Origin of the sequence: Kribbella sp. NBC_00889 (genome assembly GCF_045207705.1) — a bacterium.
Lineage (GTDB): Bacteria > Actinomycetota > Actinomycetes > Propionibacteriales > Kribbellaceae > Kribbella.
The window spans coordinates 5,897,154-5,914,187 of the sequence record NZ_CP108783.1 but is presented as its reverse complement, the minus strand read 5'-3'; the positions used below and the strand labels follow the sequence as shown (position 1 = coordinate 5,914,187).

12 protein-coding genes are annotated in these 17,034 nt (G+C 68.7%); 10 read left to right on the top strand and 2 right to left on the bottom strand.

Features of this window, described 5'->3' with window-relative positions:
- The first annotated feature begins 23 nt into the window (after positions 1-23).
- Positions 24-4,886, top strand: a complete 4,863-nt coding sequence (locus tag OG817_RS28855) for an NAD-glutamate dehydrogenase (RefSeq protein ID WP_406047711.1) — start codon at positions 24-26, stop codon at positions 4,884-4,886.
- A 59-nt stretch (positions 4,887-4,945) separates the two neighbouring features.
- Here the strand turns inward: OG817_RS28855 and OG817_RS28850 are convergent, their stop codons facing one another.
- Positions 4,946-5,680, bottom strand: a complete 735-nt coding sequence (locus OG817_RS28850; RefSeq protein ID WP_406047710.1) for a class I SAM-dependent methyltransferase — start codon at positions 5,678-5,680, stop codon at positions 4,946-4,948.
- 90 nt (positions 5,681-5,770) lie between these two features.
- Here OG817_RS28850 and OG817_RS28845 point away from each other — a divergent pair, with 90 nt between their 5' ends.
- Positions 5,771-6,442: an IMP cyclohydrolase gene (locus tag OG817_RS28845; RefSeq protein ID WP_406047709.1), complete on the top strand. Its 672-nt coding sequence runs from the start codon at positions 5,771-5,773 to the stop codon at positions 6,440-6,442.
- Here the strand turns inward: OG817_RS28845 and OG817_RS28840 are convergent, their stop codons facing one another.
- Entirely contained in the window at positions 6,443-7,180 is a 738-nt protein-coding gene (locus OG817_RS28840) for a GntR family transcriptional regulator (RefSeq protein WP_406047708.1), read from the bottom strand. It abuts the gene before it with no gap.
- Between the two features lie 112 nt (positions 7,181-7,292).
- Between OG817_RS28840 and OG817_RS28835 the strand changes: the two genes are divergently transcribed.
- From OG817_RS28835 to OG817_RS28800, 8 genes are all read left to right on the top strand, one after another.
- Positions 7,293-8,351: a Gfo/Idh/MocA family oxidoreductase gene (locus OG817_RS28835; RefSeq protein WP_406047707.1), complete on the top strand. Its 1,059-nt coding sequence runs from the start codon at positions 7,293-7,295 to the stop codon at positions 8,349-8,351.
- Positions 8,352-8,388: 37 nt separating this feature from the next.
- Positions 8,389-9,270 carry a sugar phosphate isomerase/epimerase family protein gene (locus OG817_RS28830; protein WP_406047706.1) on the top strand — a complete coding sequence of 294 codons (882 nt, stop codon included), beginning with the start codon at positions 8,389-8,391 and terminating at the stop codon, positions 9,268-9,270.
- Between the two features lie 37 nt (positions 9,271-9,307).
- Positions 9,308-10,249, top strand: coding sequence for a 5-dehydro-2-deoxygluconokinase (gene iolC / locus OG817_RS28825; RefSeq protein ID WP_360445371.1), 942 nt, complete (start codon positions 9,308-9,310; stop codon positions 10,247-10,249).
- A gap of 995 nt (positions 10,250-11,244) precedes the next feature.
- Positions 11,245-12,120: a deoxyribose-phosphate aldolase gene (locus OG817_RS28820; protein WP_406047705.1), complete on the top strand. Its 876-nt coding sequence runs from the start codon at positions 11,245-11,247 to the stop codon at positions 12,118-12,120.
- Between the two features lie 76 nt (positions 12,121-12,196).
- Positions 12,197-13,144: a 5-deoxy-glucuronate isomerase gene (gene iolB, locus OG817_RS28815; RefSeq protein WP_406047704.1), complete on the top strand. Its 948-nt coding sequence runs from the start codon at positions 12,197-12,199 to the stop codon at positions 13,142-13,144.
- Complete coding sequence (gene iolD / locus OG817_RS28810; protein ID WP_406047703.1) at positions 13,141-15,054, top strand: 3D-(3,5/4)-trihydroxycyclohexane-1,2-dione acylhydrolase (decyclizing); 1,914 nt, start codon at positions 13,141-13,143, stop codon at positions 15,052-15,054. The genes iolB and iolD overlap by 4 nt, the downstream gene beginning before the upstream one ends.
- Position 15,055: 1 nt before the next feature.
- Positions 15,056-15,949, top strand: coding sequence for a TIM barrel protein (locus OG817_RS28805; RefSeq protein ID WP_406047702.1), 894 nt, complete (start codon positions 15,056-15,058; stop codon positions 15,947-15,949).
- Positions 15,950-16,030: 81 nt separating this feature from the next.
- Complete coding sequence (locus OG817_RS28800; RefSeq protein ID WP_396395584.1) at positions 16,031-17,026, top strand: substrate-binding domain-containing protein; 996 nt, start codon at positions 16,031-16,033, stop codon at positions 17,024-17,026.
- The last annotated feature ends 8 nt before the right edge of the window (positions 17,027-17,034 follow it).

Genomic DNA, 17,034 nt, shown 5'->3' with positions numbered 1-17,034 from the left:
GGCACGCGTGGAGACGGTGGGGAATGCAGAGCAAGCTGGACGTCCAGAAGGCGGAAGTTCTCGCCAAGGCGGTGGCTGCGGGAACACATGGGCACGACAAATCGGTGGATCCGGCGAAGCTGAGGACGTTCCTCGAGCGCTATTACCGCTATGTCGCCGCCGAGGACGTGGCCGAACGCCAGCCGACCGACTGTCTGGGCGCTGCACGGCACCATTACAAGACCGCGGCGTCGCGGCCGCAGGGTACGGCGAAGGTTCACGTCTTCACGCCGACCCTGGAGGAGCACGGCTGGTCCGCGGACGGCCGGACCGTGGTCGAGATCGTCGTCGACGACATGCCGTTCCTGGTGGACAGCGCCTCGATGGCGATCACCGACCACAACCTCGAGTTGCAGCTGCTGATCCACCCCCAGTTCGTGGTCCGGCGGGACGTCGCCGGCACGCTGCAGGAGGTCCTGGACGACACAGAGGCCTCGGACGCGCACGATCTGGTCCGGGAGAGCTGGATGCACCTGGAGGTCGAGCGGATCGCCGACGTCGCCGAGCAGCGGGCCCTGGAGCAGGCGCTGCAGACGGTGCTGCACGACGTGCGCGAGGCGGTCGAGGACTGGCCGAAGATGCACGAGAAGGCGGTCTCGATCGCCGAGGAGCTGAACGCGGCCGACCTGCCGGTGGGCGAGAACGAGGTGGAGGAGGCGCGCGAGCTGCTGGAGTGGCTGGCCGACGAGCACTTCACCTTCCTCGGCTACCGCGAGTACGACTTCACCATGGAGGGCGAGCAGGGCATCCTGCGCGGCCGTCCCGGGACCGGGCTGGGCATCCTCCGGCCGGACCCGAAGCCGAACTCCGGCAAGCTGCCGCCCGAGGTGAGCGCGAAGGCCCGTGAGCGCAAGCTGCTGATCCTGACCAAGGCGAACTCGCGGTCCACCGTGCACCGGTCGGCGTATCTGGACTATGTCGGCATCAAGCAGTTCGACGCGAACGGCGACCCGGTGCTGGAGCGCCGGTTCATCGGTCTGCTGGCGTCGACGGCGTACACCGAGAGCGTCATGCAGATCCCGGTGCTGCGGCGCAAGGCGCTGGAGCTGTTCCGGCTGACCGGCTTCGACCCGAACAGCCACAGTGGCAAGGGCCTGCTCGACGTACTGGAGACGTATCCGCGCGACGAGCTGCTGCAGGCGCCGGTGGAGGACCTGCTGCCGATCGTGCAGTCGGTGCTGCACCTGCAGGAGCGGCGTGCGGTCAAGCTGTTCGTACGGCGCGACGTCTACAACCGCTACCTGTCCTGCCTGGTGTACCTGCCGCGTGACCGCTACACCACTGCGGTCCGGCTGCGGATGCAGCAGATCCTCAAGGACGCCATCGGCGCCGAGTCCGTCACCTATGCGGCGTACGTGACCGAGTCCGTGCTGGCCCGCGTCCACTTCGTCGTCCGGATGAAGCAGGGCGAGACCGTTGGGGAGTTCGACGCCGAGCTGCTCGAGCAGAAGGTGGTCGAGGCGACCCGCGCCTGGGAGGACGACTTCACCGCAGCACTGCACGCCCAGGGTGGCGACGGTGCCGTGACGCAGCTGGCCCGCCGGTACGCCGGCGCCTTCCCGGAGGCGTACAAGGAGGACTTCGACGCCCGGGTCGCCGTCAAGGACGTGACCGTGCTGGAGTCGCTTCCCCCCGACAACGGGCTGGCCATGTCGCTCTACAGTCCGCTGGACGAGGAGTGGGAGGGCGAGCGCCGCTTCAAGGTCTACCGGACCGGATCGGCGCTGTCGCTGTCGCAGGTGCTGCCGCACCTGACCCACATGGGCGTCGAGGTCATCGACGAGCGCCCGTACGAGATCCGGCGCGGCGACGCGACGGTGTACATCTACGACTTCGGGCTGAAGGCGCCGGAGAAACCCGACGAGCGCGAGGAGCTGCGCAAGCTCTTCTCCGACACGTTCCAGGCGGTCTGGCAGGGCCGGGCGGAGTCCGACAAGCTGAATGCGCTGGTCCTGCGCGGAAGCCTCAGCTGGCGCCAGGTGTCGATCCTGCGGGCGTACCAGCGGTACATCCGGCAGGGCGGTACGCCGTTCAGCCAGGACTACATCCAGAACACGTTCCTGAACCACGTGGACGTGGCCTGCCTGCTCGTCCAGCTGTTCGAGGTCAGCTTCGACCCGGCCCGCGGCGCCGGCGACGACCCGGACCGGATCGCCCGGACGGCCCAGCTGGAGAAGGAGATCCTGGCCGCACTGGACACGGTGCAGAGCCTCGACGAGGACCGGATCCTGCGCTCGTACCTGACCGTGATCAAGGCGACGCTGCGGACGAACTACTTCCAGCCCCGGATCGCCGACGGCGAGCCGCGTGACTACATCTCGCTGAAGCTGGAGCCGAAGGCGATCCCGGATCTGCCGCAGCCGCGGCCGGCGTACGAGATCTTCGTGTACTCGCCGCAGGTCGAGGGTGTGCACCTGCGGTTCGGCGCGGTCGCCCGCGGCGGGCTGCGCTGGTCCGACCGGCGCGAGGACTTCCGGACCGAGGTGCTCGGTCTGGTCAAGGCGCAGATGGTGAAGAACTCGGTCATCGTGCCGGTCGGCGCGAAGGGCGGGTTCTACGCCAAGAAGCTGCCCGATCCGACGGTTGACCGCGACGCCTGGCTGGCCGAGGGCATCGCGTCGTACAAGACGTTCATCTCCGGTCTGCTCGACATCACCGACAACATCGTTGCCGGTGGCATCGTTGCGCCGCGGGACGTGGTCCGGTACGACGGTGACGACGCCTACCTGGTCGTTGCCGCGGACAAGGGCACGGCGACGTTCTCCGACATCGCGAACGGGGTCGCGAAGCAGTACGGATTCTGGCTGGGTGACGCGTTCGCGTCCGGCGGCTCGGTCGGGTACGACCACAAGGCGATGGGCATCACCGCGCGCGGTGCCTGGGAGTCGGTCAAGCGGCACTTCCGCGAGATGGGCCACGACTGCCAGAACGAGGACTTCAGCGTCGTCGGTGTCGGCGACATGTCCGGAGACGTGTTCGGCAACGGGATGCTGGCCTCGGAGCACATCCGGCTGGTCGCGGCGTTCGACCACCGGCACATCTTCCTCGACCCGGCACCGGACGCGGCCAAGTCGTACCTGGAGCGGCGGCGGCTGTTCGACCTGCCGCGGTCGTCCTGGGCCGACTACGACTCGGGCCTGATCTCCGAGGGCGGTGGCATCTACCCGCGCACCGACAAGGCGATCCCGATCTCGGCCGAGGTCCGCGAGGTGCTCGGCATCGAGGGCAGCCCGGCGACACTGACGCCGGCCGAACTGATGAACGCGATCCTGAAGGCGCCGGTCGACCTGTTCTGGAACGGCGGCATCGGCACGTACGTGAAGGCGTTGAGTGAGTCGAACGGCGACGTCGGCGACAAGGCGAACGACGCGATCCGGATCAACGGCGCCGACCTGCGCGCCCGCGCGGTCGGCGAGGGCGGAAACCTCGGCTTCACCCAGCTGGGCCGGATCGAGTACGCCGCGGGCGGCGGCCGGATCAACACCGACTTCATCGACAACGTGGCCGGCGTCGACACCTCCGACCACGAGGTGAACATCAAGATCCTGCTGGACAAGGTGGTTGCCGACGGCGACCTGACCGAGAAGCAACGCAACGACATCATCGCCTCGATGACCGACGAGGTCGCCGGGCTGGTGCTGAAGAGCAACTACCGGCAGAACGTCGCGCTGGCCAACGGGGTCGCGCAGGCGCCGGCCCTGATGCACGTCCACCAGGACTGGGTACGGCGGCTGGAGAAGCAAGGACTGCTGAACCGGGAGCTCGAGTTCCTGCCGAGCGTCGCCGAGTTCAAGCGGCGCAAGGCCGACGGACGCGGGCTGACCTCACCTGAGCTGTCGGTGCTGATCGCCTACACCAAGATCGTGCTCGCGGCCGAGTTGCTGAAGACCTCGCTGCCGGACGACCACTACCTGGCGCACAAGCTGTCCAGCTACTTCCCGAAGGCGATCCAGGAGCGGTTCGCCGAGCAGATCCAGTCCCACCAGCTGCGGCGCGAGATCATCACCACCCAGGTGGTCAACGAGTTCGTCAACACCTCCGGGATCACGGCGTACCACCGGCTGTCGCTGGAGACCGGCGGTACGGTCGAGGACGTCGTTCGCGCCAACCTGGCTGCCTCGCGGATCTTTGCGCAGCCCGAGCTGCTGTCCGGGAACGCCGCCCTCGACAACATCGTCGACGCGGGGACACAGACGCACATGCGGCTCGAGACCCGCACGCTGGTCGAGCGGGCCACGCGGTGGCTGGTCAGCAGCCAGCGGCCACCGGTGGACATCGAGGAACTGATCGAGTTCTTCGGGCCGGGGATCGCGAAGCTGACCGCTGCGCTGCCCGACGTCTTGCGGGGTCGCGAGCTGGGGCTGTTCGAGCAGCGGCGGGAAGCCCTTGTACAGAAGGGGGTTTCGCCCGAGTTCGCCACCCGGATCGCTGTGCTGCCCCCGGCGTACGCCGGACTCGGGGTCGTCGAGACGGCGTCCCGCGACAACCTCGACATCCTCGAGGTCGCCAAGGTCCACTTCGCCCTCGGTGAGCGGCTGCAACTGGGTCGGTTCCTGGAACGCATCATCAACCTGCCCCGCACCGACCGCTGGCAGACGATGGCCCGGGCCGCGCTGCGCGACGACCTGCACGCCGTCCACGCCCGCCTCACCCGCCAGGTCCTCGCCACCACGGACGCCACCGACGAGCCCGAGGATCGCGTCATCACCTGGCAGGACCAGAACGAAGCAGCCCTGTCCCGAGCCGCCACCATGCTCGAGGAGATCGTGGAAACCGAAGGCCCAGAACTGGCCCACCTCTCCGTAGGCCTCCGCCTGGTCCGAACCCTCCTCGCCAACCAGGCCTGAGTTTTCGCCAGTCGGCCGGACGGGGGTCCCGTCCGGCCACCCTGGTCGCGTGGTTGGGGCTACTGCTTGGCGGCCTGGACGACGAGGAGGCGGGAGGTGGGGGTTGCGGGCTCGTTGTGCCAGCCGCCTTGGACAGTGACAGCGCCGAAGTCGGCGTCTTCGAGGGCGGCGGTGATCTCCGCGGCGGCGCGGAAGTAGAGGGTGGTGGTGTAGACAGCGTCGCGGCCGTCGTCGAACAGGTTGTGTGCGTCGAACACGACCCGCCCGCCGTCCACCTCGGTCACCTCGATCCATTCGCGCAGGTGACCCACTGACGTGTCGCGTTCGCCGTACGTCGCTTGCCTGCTCCAACCTTCCCAAGCACGCGTGGCCGGGTTGCGGCTCTCGAAGGCCATCACGCCGCCGGGCCGCAGGGCTCCGGCGCAGGACTTCAGCGCGGACGGGAGGTCGTCATCGGGGATGTGCATCATCGTGTTGCCGCTGCTCACGACCAGATCGATGTCTCCGGTGGACGCGATCGCCGAGGCATCGCCGTCGATCCAGGTCACTGCCTCCGCTCCCGGTTGCCGGCGCGCGAAGTTCAGCATCGTCGCGCTCGGGTCGATTCCGGTGACGACACGTCCAGGCGTCACCAGAGACCTGGTCAGCAGCCCTGTCCCACAGCCGAGGTCGACGACCTTGGTGGCCCCGATCGTGTCGGCCAACCGCCGGAAGTAGTCGTGGTCGTCGCCGGCCGGGTTGTCGACGTCGTACAGCTCGACGAGTTCCTTGTCCCCATACGGATCCAATGTCACCGGCTCACGGTAGGTGCACCGCTCGGGGCGCGCAACGAGGTTTCCCCAGCCCGACGATCTGGTCATCCGTTGCGATGCGAGGATGACGCCGTGCGTGGACTTGTGGATGTCGTTGGTGCGGTCGAGTACCCGGGGCGTGGGTTGGTGCTGGGGCGGGATCCGGACGGCGCCGGGTTTGCGGCGTACTGGCTGACGGGGCGTACTGCGGCGTCGCAGGGGCGGAAGCTGGTGGTGTCGGACGACTCGGTCGTGGTGCAGGACGTATCGGGTGCGTCTACCGACGACCTCCGTCACTACACGGCCGCCGTTCGTGGCGACGACTGGCTCGTGGTTGGGAACGGGACACAGGTGAGCGAGCTCGCGCAGGCGCGCCGAGACGGGCGTGACCTGCAGGTGGCGCTGCGGGATCACGCGTATGAGCCGGACCCGCCGATTCGTACGCCGAGGATCTTCGCGACCGCGTCGACGGACGGGACCGGCGTGATCGTCGGCTCGGCCCGGTCGGTCCCCGGCGCTGACGAGTTGGTGGAGCACCCGTCCCTGTTCGTCCCGGAGTTGCCGCCGGCAACGGGCGTCCACGTCAGCACGTACGCCGGGACGGCCGCCGACGTGATCACCTCCGGCTACCCCGAGGTCGTCGGGATCGGGAGTGGCTGGCAGGACGTCGCGGACGGCGTCTGGAGTGCCCTTGACCCGTCGTTGAGGGTTGCGCTGTTCGTCGTCCCGCTCGCTGCGCCTTTCGGTGCGGCGATCGTGCGTTGATCAACGGTCGGAGACGAGGACGTCGACCGAGTACTGGTCGGCTCGGTAGCAGTGGTCACCGAATTCGACGGGGGAGCCGGCGGCGTCGTAGGCAGAGCGGGTCATGGTGACCAGGGGCTCGGCCTTCGACATGTGCAGGGTGCGGCGTTCCTCGGCGGTGGCGTTGCGGGCGCCGATCCGCTGGCGGGCGACGGTTGGGCGGATCCCACGAGCACGGAGCACGGCGTACAGGCCGTCGGTCTCGAGTTCGGTCGCGGTCAGGTCATTCATTGCTGGCGGCAACCAGTTGCGCAGGATCGCGAGTGGCAGGTCACCGGAGTACCGCAGCCGCACGATCGCCACCAGCGGCGTGCCCGGCGGCAAACCGAGCACCTCGGCGGCCCGGTCGTCGTGCGCCTCACAGCTGAGCGCGAGCACGTCGGTCCGCGGTGTCCGGCCCTCCCGGACCAGGTCGTCGTACAGGCTGGTCAGTTCGGCCTTGCGGTGCACCATCTGGTTGGCGACCGTGGTGCCGATGCCGCGGCGGCGGACCAGCAGGCCCTTGTTCACCAGTTCGGAAATGGCGCGGCGGACGGTCGGCCGGGACAGGCCGAGGCGGTCCGACATCGCGATCTCGTTCTCGAACGGATCGCCGGGGCGGAGCGTGCCGCCGCTGATGGCAGCGGTCAGCTGCTCGGCGAGCTGGTGGTAGAGCGGCACCGGGCTCGTCCGATCGATGCTGATCGGCAGGGCGGCCATGGCCGGATGCTACCCGAGCAGCGTAAACATGTCTGCACGTCCGAATGTGCTAACAAACTATTGACACGTCTTCGGTGGCCCGGAAAGCTGGCCGGGCGGGCGGCGCCGGACCATGCTGGAGCCGTCGACTGACTGCGCCTGGCTGCTGGCCGGGTACGACGAGAGAGGGCGGCTGGGGATGCGGATCGGGTTGGTCGGGGTGGGGCGGATCGGGGCGTTCCACGCCGCGACGCTCAGGGGGTTGCCGGCGGTGGATCAGGTGGTCGTCGCGGACGCCGACGCGGGGCGCGCCGAGGTGGTCGCGAAGGATCTCGGGGTCGAGTTCGCCGCGGACGTTCCGGCCCTGCTGGCGAGCGGGCTGGACGGCTTCGTCATCGCCGCCGCCACGTCGGCGCACGCGGAGCTGATCGCGGCCGGTGTCGCGGCCGGCATTCCGACGTTCTGCGAGAAGCCGGTCGCGCTCGACCTCGCCGAGACCGAGCGCGTGGTCGAGCTGGTCGAGGCGTCCGACGTACCGGTGCATATCGGCTTCCAGCGCCGCTTCGACGCCGGCTACCAGGCCGCGCGGGCCAAGGTCGAGTCCGGCGAGCTCGGCTTCATCCACCACATCCGCGCGAACACCAACGACGCCTTCCCGCCGCACCGCGAGTACATCCCGCAGAGCGGCGGCTTCTTCCGCGACTGCACCGTGCACGACTTCGACGTCATCCGGTACGTCACCGGCCGCGAGGTCGTCAGCGTCTATGCGACCGGCGCCAACCGCGGCGAGGCATTCTTCGGCGAGTACGGCGATGTGGACGCGGCGGCTGCTCTGCTCACGCTGGACGACAGCACCTTCGTCGCGGTCAGCGGCACGCGCTACAACGGCGCGGGCCACGACGTACGGATGGAGCTCCTGGGCAGTCTGGGGTCGGTCGCGGTCGGGCTGGACGAGCACACGGCGCTGCGCTCGGCGGAGCCCGGCGTCACCTTCCCGGACGGCAAGCCGCATCTGACCTTCATGGACCGCTTCCAGCCGGCGTACGTGGCCGAGCTGACCGCCTTCACCGAGGTTGCCGGGGGCACCCGCGAGGTGCCCTGCACTGTCCGCGATGCGCTCGCGGCCTTCCGCATCGCCGACGCGTGCGAACAGTCCCGCCACGAAAACCGCGTCGTCACCGTGAACCCCTGAGTCGTCACCCTGAATCCCTGAAGAGGAGACCTGCTCGATGACTGATCTCGCTGCCCGGATCGCCGGCGCCCCGATCTCGTGGGGCGTCTGCGAGGTCCCGGGCTGGGGCTGGCAGTACGACGCGGAGGCGGTGCTGGCCGAGATGCGCGCCGTCGGCCTCGCCGCGACCGAGTTCGGCCCGATCGGATTCCTGCCGGACGACCCGGCCGACAAGGCGAAGACGCTCGCCGATGTGGGTCTGCGGGCGGTCGGCGGATTCGTCCCGGTCGTCCTGCACGATCCGTCGTACGACCCTGCTGGTGAGGTCACCACGGCGCTCGACGGTTTCGTGGCGGCCGGTGCGACCACACTGGTCCTCGCCGCCGCGACCGGCCAGGAGGGGTACGACGACCGACCGGTGCTGGATGAGGATGGTTGGGGCACGCTGCTCGCCAACCTGGACAAGCTGTCCGCGATGGCTGCGGACCGCGGCGTGCTGGCCACGATCCACCCGCACGTCGGCACGATGGTCGAGAACAACGACGACGTCGACCGCGTCCTGCGCGGCTCGTCGATCGGTCTCACCCTGGACACCGGCCACCTGCTGATCGGCGGCGTCGATCCGGTCGCGCTCACGCTCGGGCACACCGCCCGGATCAAGCACACCCACCTGAAGGACGTCGACGCCGGTTGGGCCGCGAAGGTCCAGGCCGGCGAGGTCACCTACACCGACGCCGTCCGGCAGGGCATGTACCGCCCGCTCGGCGCCGGCGACATCGACCTCACCGCGATCATCAGCACGCTGGAGAAGGCCGGGTACGACGGTTGGTACGTGCTCGAGCAGGACACGATCCTGCCGGAGCGGCCGATCGACGAGGGCCCGGTGGTCGACGTACGGGCGAGTATCGCGCACCTGCGCGGGATCGCGGAGGCCGTGTGATGACGTTGTTGACAGTCAATGACCTGGTGGCGGTGTGATGGCGGACGACGTACTGACGATCGGGCGGATCGGAGTGGACCTCTATCCGCTGCAGATCGGCACGCACCTGGAGGACGTCACGTCGTTCGGGAAGTTCCTGGGTGGCAGTGCGACCAACGTGGCGGTGGCCGCGGCGAAGCACGGGCGGAAGTCGGCGGTGATCAGCCGGACCGGCAACGACCCGTTCGGTACGTTCATCCATCGGACCCTGCTCGAGCTGGGGGTCGACGATCGGTACGTGACGCCGGTCGACGGGCTGCCGACGCCGATCACGTTCTGCGAGATCTTCCCGCCGGACAGTTTCCCCTTGTATTTCTACCGGTTCCCGAAGGCGCCGGATCTCGTGATCAACCCGTCGGAGCTCGACCTCGACGCGATCCGGGACGCGCGGATCTACTGGTCCACGGTGACCGGGCTGTCGGCTGAGCCGTCGCGGTCGGCACACTTCGCCGCCTGGGAAGCTCGCGGACGGCGGCCGATCACGGTGCTGGATCTCGACTACCGTCCGATGTTCTGGGCCGATCCGAGCGAGGCGCACGAGCAGGTCAGCCGGGCGCTGGAGTACTGCACGGTTGCTGTTGGCAACCGTGAGGAGTGTGAGGTCGCGGTCGGCGAGACGGATCCGGACAAGGCGGCGCAGGCGTTGCTGGACCGCGGTCTCGACCTCGCCGTCGTCAAGCAAGGGCCGAAGGGCACGCTGGCCCGGACCCGGGACGAGCGGGTCGAGGTCCCGCCGTACCCGGTCGAGGTCGTCAACGGCCTCGGCGCCGGCGACGGGTTCGGCGGCGCGTTGTGTCACGGCCTGCTGTCCGGCTGGCCTCTGGAGAAGATCATCCGTTTCGCCAACACGGCCGGCGCTATCGTCGCGTCCCGCCTCGAATGTTCAACCGCCATGCCCACCACCAAGGAAGTTCTCTCCCACATGGGTGATGAAGCATGACCCCTCCCGACCAGAACCCCGAGTCCCGCCGCCCCATCCCGATCCGCCGCCCCGACCCGGACAACGACCCCACAGTGCTCACCCCCACCCCCGACGGCCCATCCCTCGATGACCCCGCCGCCGCCCACCCGCGCCGCCATCGCCCCGACGACCCAACGGTCGCCCACCCACCCGGCGCCAACGACCCAACGATCGCAGTGCCCTCCGCACCGCACGGCGCCGACGACCCAACCGTGGTCGCGCAGGCTCCGGGCTACCCCGACGACCCAACCGTCGAGTCGTGGCCCGATTCAGCACCGTCCCATCCAGCCGCAGCACCCGCCGCTGGAGCCGCCGCGCCAGGCTGGGCGACACCACACGGTCAGGCAACACCACCGGGTCAGGTGGCACCCGGCGACCTGACGCCACACGGTCAGGCAACACCACCGGGTCAGGTGGCACCCGGCGACCTGACGCCACACGGTCCTGCCACGCCACAGGGTCCAGCCACGCCGAGAGGTCCGGGGCGTCACCATGCACCCCGCAGGGACGTTGGGCAGGAGGCTCCCGCCGCCGCGTGGCAACCGGCGACTCCGACCGGCCAACCGACCCTCACCAACCAGCCCACACCCACCGGCCCTCCCGCCGACGACCAGACGACCGCGATCGCCAACCTGGACTTCTCAGCCGCGCATCCGCCCCCGCAAACAGCAGCGCAACCACCAGTGCAACCAGCGGGGCTAACGTCATTGCAAGAACCAGCGCAGCCATCGTCGCAGCCATCAGGCCAACCGCCTTCGCAGGGATCGGAGCAAGCGCCGGAGCAGCAGTCGTGGCAAGGGTCGGCGCAGCCGGCGTCGCAACCAGCGGTGCAGCAGTCGTGGCAGGGATCGGAGCAAGCGCCGGAGCAGCAGTCGTGGCAAGGGTCGGCGCAGTCGCCGTCGCAGCCAGCGGTGCAGGTGCCGTCTCAGGCGCCGGCGTATGGGTCTGGGGCTGGGCAGGGGTATGGGGCTCGGTTGGCTGAGCTGACTGAGATTCGGGTCCGCCACCCTGAGCGGGTTGCGGACGCGTGGCAGCGGCGCCGGACCCGTGAACTCGTCGGGGAGGACGGCCGCCTGCTCATCGTGGCCGCCGACCACCCCGCCCGCGGAGCCCTCGGCGTACGTGACGACCGCCTCGCAATGGCCAGCCGTCCGGGCCTGATCGACCGCCTGATCACAGCACTCGAGCGCCCCGGCGTCGACGGCGTCCTCGCAACCCCGGACGTCCTCGAGGACCTCCTCCTGCTCGGCGCACTCGAGGGCAAGGTCGTCATCGGCTCGATGAACCGCGGCGGCCTGCAAGGTTCGGCCTTCGAACTCGACGACCGCTTCACCGCGTACGCGACAGCGGCCGACATAGCCTCCCGCCGCCTCGACGGCGGCAAGATGCTGACCCGGATCGACCTCGGTGACCCCGGCACCGTGGCCACGCTCGAAGCCAGCGCAAAGGCGGTCACCGAGCTCGCCGAGCACAAGCTGATGGCGATGGTCGAGCCGTTCTGGTCCACCCGCCGCGACGGCCGCGTCACCAACGTCCTCGACGCCGACTCGGTCATCAAGTCGGTGAACATCGCCGCCGGCCTGGGCGCCACCAGCGCGTACACCTGGCTCAAGCTCCCGGTTGTCGACGACCTGGACCGAGTCATGGACTCGACCACCCTTCCGACGCTGCTCCTCGGCGGCGACCCGACAGTCGCTCCCGAAGAGACGTACGCGTCCTGGGGCAAGGCCATGAGCCTCCCATCGGTCCGCGGCCTCGTCGTCGGGCGCGCGCTCCTCTTCCCGCCCGATGGCAACGTCGCGTACGCCGTCGACCACGCCGCAGCCCTGGTACACGGAGGTGCCGCATGACCGAGCAGCGCGAGGGAATCGAAAAACACAGCCCGACTTGTGCCTCATGGGTGCCCGGAGCGAAGCGAGGACGTCCATGAGTAGGTGGTTCCGGCCGGCTGGATCCACGTCCCGCAAGGGGTTCGACGTGGCCGTCACCCCAGGGGAGAAGGACTGGGAGCACAGCGGCCTGTACGTCGCGACCCTGCGCCCCGGGCAGTCCATCGAGATCGACACCGGCGACTGCGAGTACCTCGTCCTCCCGCTCAGCGGATCAGCCGAGGTGATCGTCGACGGCGAGACTCTTCCACTCGGCGGCCGCGCCGACGTGTTCGCCGGCCCGACCGACTTCGCGTACGTCCCGCGCGGCTCCACCCTCGCCGTCACCAGCGCGGGCGGCGCCCGGATCGCCTTCCCACACGCGAAGGCCGCGAGCGACTACCCGTACCGCCGGATCGGCGTCGAGCAGGTGGAGACCGAGCTGCGCGGAGCGGGCGTCGCCTCCCGCCAGGTCCGCAACTTCGGTACGCCGGCCGTCCTCGAGGCCGACTCGATCATCGCCTGCGAGGTTCTCACCCCGGCAGGGAACTGGTCGTCGTACCCGCCGCACAAGCACGACGAGCACAAGCCTGGCAAGGAGAGCGTGCTCGAGGAGATCTACTACTTCGAGCTCCAGATCTCCGACGCTGCCCCGGAAGGTGTCAAGGGCAACGACCCGATCGGTTACCAGCGGGTCTACGGCACCGAGGACCGCCCCATCGACGTCCTCGCGGAGGTCCGCGACGGGGATGTGGTGCTGGTGCCTCACGGTTGGCATGGTCCGGCGATGGCGCCTCCTGGTTACGACATGTACTACCTGAACGTGATGGCCGGCCCCGGAACCGAACGTCAGTGGCTGATCACCGACGACCCCAACCACGGCTGGGTCCGCGACCTGTGGGCCACCCAGCAGATCGACCCGCGCCTGCCTTTCGGCGTGCCAGAGCCTTTCGGTGCAGCAGGGCCTTTCGATGCAGCAGAGCCTTTCGGAGGAGAGAAGTCATGACGGTGCGTCTCACGGTCGCGCAGGCCTTGGTGCGATTCCTGAGCGTCCAGTACTCGGAGCGTGACGGCGAGCGGCAGCGCCTGTTCGCCGGGTGTCTGGGCATCTTCGGGCACGGCAACGTGGCCGGCGTCGGCCAGGCGTTGTTGCAGGCCGAGCTCGAGGACCCGACGGCGCTGCCGTACATCCTGGCCCGCAACGAGCAGGCCATGGTGCACACCGCGTCCGCCTTCGCCCGCACCCGTGACCGGCTCCAGACCTATGCCTGCACGGCAAGCATCGGCCCGGGCTCGACCAACATGGTGACCGGCGCGGCCCTCGCCACGGTGAACCGGTTGCCGGTACTCATCCTCCCTTCCGACGTGTTCGCAACCCGGGTGGCGACCCCCGTGCTGCAGGAGTTGGAGAGCTTCGGCGCCGGCGACGTCTCCGTCAACGACGCGTTCCGCCCGGTGTCGAAGTACTTCGACCGCATCTGGCGCCCCGAGCAACTGCCGTCGGCACTGCTGAACGCCATGCGGGTGCTGACCGACCCGGTCGAGACCGGCGCGGTCACGCTGGCCCTGCCACAGGACGTCCAGGCCGAGGCCTACGACTGGCCGGACGAGCTCTTCACCGAGCGCACCTGGTACGTCGCCAGACCATTGCCCGAGGCCTCAATTGTCGACAAGGCGGTAGATCTCCTACGGGCCGCGAAGGCGCCGCTGGTCGTCGCCGGTGGTGGCGTGCACTACTCCGGCGCCGAGGACGCACTGCGCCGGTTCGCCGAGGCAACCGGCGTACCCGTCTCGGAAACCCAAGCAGGCAAGGGATCTCTGCGCTATGACCACCCGCAGTCGGTCGGCGCGGTCGGCTCGACCGGGACCACGGCAGCCAACGCCCTGGCTCGTGAGGCTGACCTGGTGATCGGTATCGGCACGCGCTACAGCGACTTCACGACGGCCTCGCGGACCGCCTTCCAGAACCCGGATGTGCGGTTCATGAACATCAATGTCGCGCGCTTCGACGGTGGCAAGCATGCCGGCCTTCCTCTCGTCGCGGACGCCCGGGAAGCCCTTGTTTCCTTGACGTCTGCGCTCGGTGACTGGTCTGTGAGCGACCAGTACAGATCGTCGGCGGCCACTCTCGCAACCCGGTGGGACGAGATTGTGGATAACACCTACAACCCACCCGCGGAGGTGACCTCGAATCTCGCCGTCGGCGTCCTGACCCAGGGCGAGGTGCTCGGCGCCGTCAACGAATTGTCGGCGGCGTCTGATGTGGTGGTTTGCGCAGCCGGGTCGATGCCCGGCGAGCTGCACAAACTGTGGCGGACGCGCGACCCGAAGGGATACCACGTCGAATATGGCTACTCCTGCATGGGATATGAGATCGCCGGCGGCATCGGGGTTCGGCTCGGCGCGCCGGATCGCGATGTCTTCGTCCTGGTCGGCGACGGGTCGTACCTGATGATGTCGAGCGAGCTCGTCACCGCGGTCCAGGAGAACGTGAAGATCATCGTCGTCCTGGTTCAGAACCACGGCTTCGCCTCGATCGGCGCCCTGTCGGAGTCGCTCGGTTCGCAGCGGTTCGGGACGGCGTACCGCAGGCGCAGCGGCGACGGGCGGCTGGACGGGGACTATTTGCCGGTGGACCTCGCGGCCAATGTTCGCAGCCTGGGAGTCGACGTGATCGAGGTGCACGACCGCTCCGAGCTGGAGAAGGCGATCGGTACGGCGAAGGCTGCCAGCGGCCCGATCGCGATCCACGTCACGACCGATCCGTTGATCGGTGGGCCGGACAGCGAGTCCTGGTGGGACGTCCCGGTCAGCGAGGTGTCCGTGCTGCAGTCCACCCAGGCCGCATCCGCGCAGTACGAGGAGAGCAAGAAGTCCCAGCGGTTGTACGTCGCTCCGGTCGAGGGAGACAGCTGACATGGGCACGCTGAGCATCGGTACGGCGCCGGACTCGTGGGGAGTCTGGTACGCCGACGATCCGCGCCAGACCCCGTGGACGCGGTTCCTCGACGAGGTGGTGGCAGCCGGCTACCTCCGGATCGAGCTCGGACCGTACGGCTACCTGCCGACCGATCCAGTCCGCCTCAAGGACGAGCTGGACCAGCGCGGCCTGACGATCACTGCCGGCACAACCTTCGAGCAACTGCACCGGCCGCAGGGGTGGGAGGCGACCTGGCGCGACGTTGCGAAGACCGCCGAGTTGACGGCCGCGATGGGCGCCAAGCATCTGGTCGTGCTGCCGTCGATGTGGCGTGGCGACAACGGCGAGATCGTCGAGGACCGGCTCGACCACGAAGGTCAGGCACGGCACGGCCGGCAGGTGACCGAGCTGGGCCGCCGGCTGGCCGAGGAGTTCGGTCTGCAGACGCAGTACCACCCACATGCGGACGGGCATGTGGACACGCAGGACACCGTCGAGCGCTTCCTCGAGGAGACCGACGGCGACTACGTGAACCTGTGCCTCGACACCGGCCACATCAGCTACTGCGGCGGTGACAACCTCGAGCTGATCCGCAAGTACCCCGACCGGATCGGGTACGTCCACCTGAAGCAGGTGGATCCGAAGGTCCTGGCCGAGGTCGAGGCCGAGGGGCTCAGTGTCGACGAAGCCGTCCGGCGCGGCGTGATGTGCGAGCCGCCGAACGGCGTACCCCAGCTACCGCCGGTGCTGGATGCGTTGGCTGCGCTCGGCAGTGACCTGTTCGCGATCGTCGAGCAGGACATGTTCCCCTGCCCACCCGACGTGCCGCTTCCGATCGCGGAGCGCACGTTGGCCTATCTGAGATCCCACGGGGGTGGCGAATCGAGGTGACGGCCAGCAGAGTGTGAAACTCTCTGGTCCCACGCAACTCCGCGGAGTGGCCGCGGCTCGTCTGAAAGGCTGGTTGGACTGATGATTCGGTGGCAGAAGAAAGCGGTGGCCGCGAGCGCGGTGATCGCACTGGCGACAGCGCTGGCGGCCTGCAGTTCCTCCGGGGGCAAGCAGGAGGAGCAGAACTCCGGCGGCAGCGGCGGGAACGTCGCGGACACGCCGCGGATGAAGGTCGCGCTGATCACCCACTCGGGTCCCGGCGACACCTTCTGGGACATCGTCCGGCGCGGTGCCGAGGCGGCCGCGAAGAAGGACAACATCGAGCTGCAGTACTCCGCCGACCCGGACGGGGCAGCGCAGGCCAACCTGGTGCAGACCGCGATCGACTCGAAGGTCGACGGCATCGCGGTCACGCTGAACAAGCCGGACGCGGTCATCCCGAACGTCAAGAAGGCGATCGCGGCCGGCATCCCGGTGTCGGTCCTCAACGGCGGCCTGGACTCCTGGAAGACGACCGGCGCGGTCGGATACTTCGGCCAGGACGAGCGGATCGCCGGCCAGGCGACCGGTGACAAGCTCAAGCAGCTCGGCGCGAAGAAGGTCCTCTGTGTCATCCACGAACAGGGCAACGTCAGCTTGGAGGCCCGCTGCCAGGGCATCAAGGACAAGTTCGGCAACGTCGAGAACGTGAACGTCAACGGCACCGACCAGCCGGGCACGCAGGCGACGCTGACCTCGAAGCTGCAGCAGGACAAGACCGCCGACTACGTGGTCGCGCTGAACGCCGGGATCGCACTGACCGCGGTGACCGCGGCCAAGGACGCCGGTTCGGCGGCCAAGATCGGCAGCTTCGACATGAGCAAGGAGATGGTGGCGGCGGTCAAGGACGGCAGGGTGCAGTTCGCCGTCGACCAGCAGCCGTACCTGCAGGGCTACCTGGCGATCGACTCGATCTGGCTCTACAAGACCAACGGGAACACCATCGGCGGTGGTGAGGCGACGCTGACCGGACCGGCCTTCATCGACCAGTCGAACATCGCGACGGTGGAGAAGTTCGCCACGGCCGGGACGCGCTGAGGTAGCGC

Bases quoted from the DNA above. Each gene is read 5' to 3' on its own strand.
- iolD (WP_406047703.1), top strand. From the start codon at position 13,141: ATGACGGTGCGTCTCACGGTCGCGCAGGCCTTGGTGCGATTCCTGAGC.
- iolB (WP_406047704.1), top strand. From the start codon at position 12,197: ATGAGTAGGTGGTTCCGGCCGGCTGGATCCACGTCCCGCAAGGGGTTC.
- OG817_RS28855 (WP_406047711.1), top strand. From the start codon at position 24: ATGCAGAGCAAGCTGGACGTCCAGAAGGCGGAAGTTCTCGCCAAGGCG.
- OG817_RS28830 (WP_406047706.1), top strand. From the start codon at position 8,389: ATGACTGATCTCGCTGCCCGGATCGCCGGCGCCCCGATCTCGTGGGGC.
- OG817_RS28805 (WP_406047702.1), top strand. From the start codon at position 15,056: ATGGGCACGCTGAGCATCGGTACGGCGCCGGACTCGTGGGGAGTCTGG.
- iolC (WP_360445371.1), top strand. From the start codon at position 9,308: ATGGCGGACGACGTACTGACGATCGGGCGGATCGGAGTGGACCTCTAT.
- OG817_RS28835 (WP_406047707.1), top strand. From the start codon at position 7,293: ATGCTGGAGCCGTCGACTGACTGCGCCTGGCTGCTGGCCGGGTACGAC.
- OG817_RS28840 (WP_406047708.1), bottom strand. From the start codon at position 7,180: ATGGCCGCCCTGCCGATCAGCATCGATCGGACGAGCCCGGTGCCGCTC.
- OG817_RS28800 (WP_396395584.1), top strand. From the start codon at position 16,031: ATGATTCGGTGGCAGAAGAAAGCGGTGGCCGCGAGCGCGGTGATCGCA.